The organism is Sulfurovum sp. bin170, from assembly GCF_010892395.1.
Lineage (GTDB): Bacteria > Campylobacterota > Campylobacteria > Campylobacterales > Sulfurovaceae > UBA1140.
The window spans coordinates 1-7,036 of record NZ_JAACKB010000176.1 but is presented as its reverse complement, the minus strand read 5'-3'; the positions used below and the strand labels follow the sequence as shown (position 1 = coordinate 7,036).

Genomic DNA, 7,036 nt, shown 5'->3' with positions numbered 1-7,036 from the left:
TTTTTGGTTTAGCATCATCAAACGCCTTAAACCCATCTCGTTTAGTAGTTTTTCGTTTCTTTTTAGTAGGAGCAGAGCTACTCTTCTTTTTTCCAAAAGCCCCATCGGTTTTTTTCTTGGTATCGGCTGTCTTTCTAGCTCCTCGTTGTACCTTTTCAACTTTAGGAGCATACCCTTCAATAAGTTCTCGCTCAATGGCTCTAGCCATAAGTCGCTCTACATCTTTTAGAGCTACCTCCTCTTTGGGTGATACAAGCGTAATGGCTAAACCACTTTTTCCTGCTCGTCCTGTTCGTCCAATACGGTGGATATAGTCACCTGTCACATGAGGAATATCATAGTTTATTACCACAGGAAGGGTGGGGATATCCAAGCCTCGTGCCGCTATGTCGGTGGCAACTAGTACTCGAATTTTTCCCTCTTTGAAATCAGACAAAGCACGAGAGCGAACTCCTGAACTTTTTCCTCCATGGATAACTGATGTTTTTAAACCACTTAGATTCAACTCTTTGAATACTTCATCTGCAATCTCTTTTTTGCGAACAAAAACCAAAACTTGGCTGTAGTTTCGTGAACCTATTAGGTAGGAGAGCAGTTCATTCTTTAGCTCTTTTAGCACAGGATAAACAGTCTGTTTTACCATACTTGCCGAAGTTCCCATGCTATCTACTTCTATCAATTTAGGTCGATGGAGTATCTGCTCTGCTAATCGTTTAACGGAACCTGAAAGAGTTGCTGAAATCAAAATATTTTGCCGTTTAGCAGGTAGGGAAGCTAGTATTTTTGTCACCTCATGTACAAAGCCCATATCTAAAATCGTATCAGCCTCATCAAGAACCAAATATCTTACTGCATCTAGTGAGATGTTTTTCTGTCCCACATGCTCCAAAAATCGTCCTGAAGTTGCCACAATAATATCAACACCTCGTTTGAGTCTATTGGCTTGTGATGTCATGTTTGAGCCACCATAGAGTACCACGCTCTTTAGAGGTAGATAGTGACCATAGGTCTCAAAACTTGCATGAACCTGTTTGGCTAACTCTCGTGTAGGTACTAAAATCACCGCTTTTAGATGGTGTTTACCCTCTTTGAAATCTCTGTTAAGCTCTTGAAGTATAGGGAGTGCAAAACCTGCTGTCTTTCCTGTACCTGTCTGAGCACCTGCCATAATATCATAACCACCAAACATAGCGGGGATAAGCTCTTTCTGTATGGGTGTGGCATTTTCATAGCCTTTATCTTTTAGAGCTTTTAAAATTTCAGGGGACAATCCCAGTGTTGCTAATGACATTTTTAGTTAACCCTCTTTACAATATATCCATGATGCTCTAAAATCTCTATAACACTCTTTTCACCCAAAAAGTGCATCACACCAAAAGCAAAAACTGACTGTTTTTTAGAGTTTGTAGTAACAAGTTTCTCTATTTTCTTAGCCATCTTAACATTTCTATCATAGAGAAGTAGCTTCATAAACTTCTCCTCCATCTTTTTATATTTTGGCATCTGAAACATCATACTCTCTATAAAACTCATCATATCTTTGGAGTCACCTCTCATATACAGCTCTTTCATCTTTGCTGTGAAATTCACACCTGTATCAAGATAGTCAAGAGATGACTCTAAACCCAAAATCTGCTCTTTTAGGGTAAAACTATCCATAACACTCAACTGCTCCTCTATCGTCTCTACTCCACCTACATCTTTTTTTTGACTCTTTGCGTAGTGGTAGATAACTGTGTCTATCGGTCGCATATCTGGATATTTGAGTTGGTTTTCTAATGTTGTAACTATGGTTGAGACGACCCAAACTTTCATACTCTCAAATGGAACAAGATTCAACTCTGGATTTATACTATTTAGATAACTACCTGTTCTAGCATAGAGCTTAGATGGCAAAATATCTTTTAGTTTTTTACCATCAGTTCGTATCATCATTGAGGTGGCTTTTAGCTGTGTCGAGGCATCCATTGGTATCTCTGTACGAACAATATCACTTCTATCTATCACCTCTTTTAGAGCTTTTGGTAAAATTTGTAGTTTTGGGTCAGCTAAGTGCATCGTACCAAAGAGATAAAAGTGTTGATTCCCTTTTTTGACTTCCCATAGAAATGGTCTCTCTATATTCTGATTTGCTAGAGAAAGCAGAGAAAAACTCATCATCAAAACTAATATCTGTAGTAATCTCATCTCTAAATCCTATAAAAATGCTAATAGAGAGGCAGTAACAGCAACATTAAGTGATTCAACTCCTCTTTTCATGGGAATAACTATTGAAATATCAGAAATAGACTCTAGATCTTGGCTAACACCCTCACTCTCATTACCTAAGATAAAAAGTGTCTTGGTGCTATATTTCTCATCTTTGTAGGAGTTTTTGCCTTGTGAAGAGAGTGTATATAGTGTTGCATTAGCTCTTTTAAACTTCTCTAGTGTCTTAACTAAACTATTGGTTTTTATAATAGGCATTCTAAAAAGTGTACCTACAGAAGCTTTGATAACCAGAGGAGAGATTTGTGCTGAATTTTTAGTAGGAAGTATAATAGCATTAATATCACCAGCGGCACAAGAGCGAATAATCATCCCCAAGTTCTGAGGGTTATGAATACCATCAAGAACCACCACTCTATACTCATTATGACTTTTCAAAAACTCATCATCACTCATAGCCTGTTCTAACACTATATCCAGAGCCACACCTTGGTCTTGTTTGGCATTTTTTGAGATACGAGATAGAGCTTTTTTATCATGATAAGCTATCTCTATATCTCTATTTTTTGCTATAGTTATCATCTTATCTAGCTGGGATGCTTTTCTGTTAGAGTCTGAAAAGTGAAGCTTGTGAATGAGTATCGAGTTATCTTCCAAAGCCTCTGCCACTGCATTACGCCCATATATAGTTATAACTCTGTCAAAAAAAGCTTTCTTAGCCATATAGGTATTGGAATCTTTAGCTCTCATTTTTTACTATTCACTATTTTGGAGTCGGAGACTTTTGTAAGATGTCTATTCATTAAATCTTGTCTGTCCCATTCCAAGCGATTGTTGCTTTACCTTTTTCATCAAAATCAACAGCTGGAAGTCCCATAATATTAAATCCATTATCAACATAATGAACCTCACCTGTCACAGCTGAACTCAAATCTGAAAGCAGATACATACCTGATTTACCTACCTCATGGATAGTTACATTCTTTTTGAGTGGTGCATGTGCTGCATTCCATTTGAGCAAGAATGAAAAATCACCAATCCCAGCGGCCGCTAAAGTTTTGATAGGGCCTGCTGATACTGCATTGACTCTGATTCCATCTTTTCCTAAATCCTCTGCAAGGTATCTCACAGTCATCTCCAGAGCTGCTTTTGCCACACCCATAAGATTATAGTTTGGTACATACTTAACTCCACCAAAGTAACTAAGTGTCAATACTGATGAGTTATCTGAAAGTACTGGTTTAAGCTCTCTTACTACTTCGATAAGTGAATATACTGAAATATCCATCGCTATATCAAAAGCATTTTTTGGAATATCTACAAATCTTCCACCAAGACCCTCTTTGGGAGCAAAAGCGATAGAGTGAACGATAAAGTCAATCTGACCCATATCTTTTTCTATAGAATCCTTTAGAGCTTTTATCTCCTCTGGTTTAGAGACATCACAAGGGTAAAATCTAGCCCCACACTCCAAATCTTCTGCGATTGGAGTTAATTTTCTCTCAAATCTCTCATTTAAAAATGTGATTGCCATCTCAGCACCCTGCTCTTGACACGCTTTTGCAATTCCATAAGCTATAGATTTTTTGTTTGCAATTCCAAGGATGATTCCTTTTTTGCCTTTCATTATCATATGATTCTCTCCGTTAAAAAATTAATTTCGTATTTTAGCACGATTAGATAGAATATTGTATAAATTTTTAGATTAAGGCTCGTTCATTGTGAAAAAAATATTGATTATTGATACAGGTGGGACATTTAATAAGGTCTATAACCCTATTACAGGGGATTTAGATATAGATACTACAGGGGTTGCCATAAAGAGTATTACAAAAAACTGGCTTATAGAGTTAACATTTATAAATATAATTGGAAAAGATAGTCTGGATATGGTTGATAATGATAGGGAAAAAATTCTTCAAACTATACAAAGCTCCAATTGCAAAAGCATCATAGTCATACATGGTACAGATACTATAGATAAAACAGCTCAATATCTATTAAATGTGAAAATGGACAGAGAGATAATACTAACAGGGGCGATGGTTCCATTCTCTATCAATCCTATTGAAGCTACTGCAAATTTGACCTCTGCTTATGGCTATTTACAAAAATTAGAGCAAAATGGTCTATATATAGCACTAAATGGTATAATTAATTTTTATAACAGAGTTAAAAAAAATAGAGAAAAAGGAAAGTTTGAAGAGACAATGGTATACAAGAATAAATTCTAAGCTTTAGCGATTTAGAAATAGGGGGATACTAAAGAGTATACCATTGTAAAGTGCAACAACACACTAGACTAATCTAATCTTTAGCGATTTAGAAATAGGGGGATACTAAAGATATATATGTTGTTGCAAGAGAATTATAACAAGATTTAACTTTAATAGAATTAAACAATAGCAAAAAATGTTAATTTTTTTCAAAATTTTTAAATTTAACAGAAAATTAACTAATAAACAGTATTATTAATAATACGAAAATATAATAACTTAGGAAAATATGAAAACTATAAAACCGATATTAATAATATTCACATTTCTCACTATCATAGTTACACTATTTATATCTCTATCTAGCAAACAGCAGATGGTAACTATCTTTGAGGGCAATATAGCAAAAGAGCCTATACCAATAGTACTGAACCATTTTCAAGATAGTGACTGTGGTATGGTAATTGATGCTATAGAGTATGCTTCTCAGGTGATAGCACCAAATGGAAAAACTTGGTTTTTTCACGACCACGGTGGTATGATAAAGTGGCTAGAGAGAACATCATTCAAAGAGAGTGCTGTTATCTGGGTGTATAGTCTAGATAATCAAAAATGGATAGATGGGAGAGAGGCACACTATACACGAGATGAAAAAACACCTATGGAGTATGGATTTGGAGCCTATAAAGGAAAAAGGACAAAGCGTATATCTTTTAAAGAGATGCAACTTTTCACACTAAGAGGTGAAACTATGGCAAATCCAACCATTAGAAAACAGCTACTAAAGGAAAAGAATGGAAACCATTGATATAGTATCTATAATAACTATCGCTTTTTTAGGCTCTTTTGGTCACTGTGTGGGGATGTGTGGTGGAATTGTCATCGCCTACTCTGGAACCAAAATCAACCAAAAATGGGGAAAAGTAAAACAGGCAACTTCACACCTATTCTACTCATTTGGTCGAGTACTCACCTATATGACACTAGGAGCAATGTTTGGTTACCTCGGTGGTGTAGCAACTTTCTCCAATACAGCAAATGGAGTTCTATGGATAGTTGCAGGTATCGCCATGATATTAGCAGGACTCTCACTACTCGGAAAGACAAAGTTCTTACATATTATAGAGCACTCATTCTCCAAGTCTATCTGGTATCAACAGAGCTTCAAATCTCTACTTCGCAGTCAGTCACTTTTGAGTTTTTTTCTGCTTGGTATGTTAAACGGTCTGCTTCCTTGTGGATTTGTCTACTTCTTTGCGATTACAGCAGCTAGTACAGGTGACCCAATCTCTGGTGCATTGGTTATGTTTATCTTTGGAGTTAGCACCATCCCTGCCCTATTCTCTTTGGGCTTTTTTGTGGGGATATTCAAACAGGCTTCATTTAGGAATATTATGATTAAACTGGCGGCTATTGCGGTCTTACTTTATGGGGCATTTACTATCTATAATGGGTATCGGTATCTGGTAGAGCCTGATAGAACTATTTTAGAGTGTCATTAAAAATATTTGGAATTGGAGGCTTTAGCCCCGAAAGAGAAAGATAAATGCTGAAAGTAACTGATTTAAAATACCAATATAGTCGGGATGAGGGCATCCCGACCTACAAATATTCTATAGAGGTAAAAGAGCAAGAGATAGTCGCCCTATTGGGAGAGAGTGGGAGTGGAAAGTCTACTCTTCTTGATTTAATAGCAGGTTTTTTAGATGCCTCTAGTGGGACTATTGAATTGAATGGTGATGATTTTACAAATAGAGCCATTGAAAAAAGACCCATTAGCATACTTTTTCAGAACCATAACCTATTTGAACATCTATCTGTAGAGAAAAATATACTTTTGGGTATTAGTAAAACACTCAAAGACTCTATGGGTGATATAGAAAAAGTGAAAAAGATACTAAAAGAAGTTGGACTTGAAAAATTTAAAAAGACTATCGTTTCATCTCTTTCAGGGGGTCAGCAACAACGAGTAGCCTTGGCACGAGTGCTACTAAGAGTACAACCCATTCTGCTTTTGGATGAACCTTTTACGGGATTGGATGCCAAGACTCGATTGGAGATGTTGAAGCTTGTCAAACAGATAACACTAGAAAAAAGTCTCTGTACAATTATGGTCACACATGAGATTGAAGATTGTAAACTAATTGCAAACAGAGTTTACAAAGTAGAAAATTCAGAACTTGCAGAGCAATGACAAAAAACAACCGTAGGTCGGGGTGTCCTCTCCCCGACATCCACAATATCAAACAATACAAACTATTTCAAAATCAAGAGATAAAGCTATTTAAACCACTAGAAAATCAAGGTCACTGCAATATAAATTATCTACTTGCTACAGCAGATAGAAAATACCTCATCAGAAAATTCAAACTAAAAAATGATAGAGAGTCAGAATTCAAAGTACAAAAAGCAGTCCATAGAGTTGGAGTTGGAGCAAAACCAATTCTACTTGACAGTGAGAATGAAGTTATGGTGTGTGAGTTTATAGATGGAGTTCATAAAAAGAGACTAGATAGAGTATCACTTAGAAAACTTGCTCTGCTTATTCGAAAGCTACATAGAGTAAAGATACGACTAAAAGCTATTAATCTCAAAAAGTATTTTAGTTTCAA

The 7,036-nt window shown here is 36.2% G+C and carries 9 protein-coding genes; 5 read left to right on the top strand and 4 right to left on the bottom strand.

Annotated features, from left to right (window positions below; all coding sequences use genetic code 11):
* The 4 genes from GSY74_RS04120 to fabI all read right to left on the bottom strand — a co-directional run.
* Nucleotides 1-1,291 (bottom strand): DEAD/DEAH box helicase (locus GSY74_RS04120; RefSeq protein WP_164663839.1); only part of this gene is annotated, 1,291 nt, incomplete at its 3' end.
* A gap of 2 nt (nucleotides 1,292-1,293) precedes the next feature.
* Nucleotides 1,294-2,187, bottom strand: coding sequence for a TraB/GumN family protein (locus GSY74_RS04115; protein ID WP_164663838.1), 894 nt, complete (start codon nucleotides 2,185-2,187; stop codon nucleotides 1,294-1,296).
* A gap of 9 nt (nucleotides 2,188-2,196) precedes the next feature.
* A complete protein-coding gene (rlmB, locus tag GSY74_RS04110; protein ID WP_164663837.1) occupies nucleotides 2,197-2,958 on the bottom strand; it encodes a 23S rRNA (guanosine(2251)-2'-O)-methyltransferase RlmB in 762 nt (253 codons plus the stop codon).
* Nucleotides 2,959-3,010: 52 nt separating this feature from the next.
* Nucleotides 3,011-3,841: an enoyl-ACP reductase FabI gene (gene fabI, locus GSY74_RS04105; protein ID WP_164663836.1), complete on the bottom strand. Its 831-nt coding sequence runs from the start codon at nucleotides 3,839-3,841 to the stop codon at nucleotides 3,011-3,013.
* Between the two features lie 88 nt (nucleotides 3,842-3,929).
* Between fabI and GSY74_RS04100 the strand changes: the two genes are divergently transcribed.
* From GSY74_RS04100 to GSY74_RS04080, 5 genes are all read left to right on the top strand, one after another.
* Entirely contained in the window at nucleotides 3,930-4,442 is a 513-nt protein-coding gene (locus tag GSY74_RS04100; protein WP_164663835.1) for an asparaginase domain-containing protein, read from the top strand.
* A 271-nt stretch (nucleotides 4,443-4,713) separates the two neighbouring features.
* Nucleotides 4,714-5,232 (top strand): hypothetical protein, encoded by a 519-nt coding sequence (locus GSY74_RS04095; protein ID WP_164663834.1) that lies wholly within the window; start codon nucleotides 4,714-4,716, stop codon nucleotides 5,230-5,232.
* Nucleotides 5,219-5,926, top strand: coding sequence for a sulfite exporter TauE/SafE family protein (locus GSY74_RS04090; RefSeq protein ID WP_164663833.1), 708 nt, complete (start codon nucleotides 5,219-5,221; stop codon nucleotides 5,924-5,926). Before GSY74_RS04095 ends, GSY74_RS04090 begins: the two co-directional genes overlap by 14 nt.
* 44 nt (nucleotides 5,927-5,970) lie before the next feature.
* The gene (locus GSY74_RS04085; protein ID WP_164663832.1) at nucleotides 5,971-6,618 is read left to right on the top strand and encodes an ATP-binding cassette domain-containing protein; all 648 of its coding nucleotides are present in this window, start codon (nucleotides 5,971-5,973) and stop codon (nucleotides 6,616-6,618) included.
* Nucleotides 6,615-7,036 (top strand): hypothetical protein (locus tag GSY74_RS04080; RefSeq protein ID WP_188108692.1); only part of this gene is annotated, 422 nt, incomplete at its 3' end. The genes GSY74_RS04085 and GSY74_RS04080, both read left to right, overlap by 4 nt.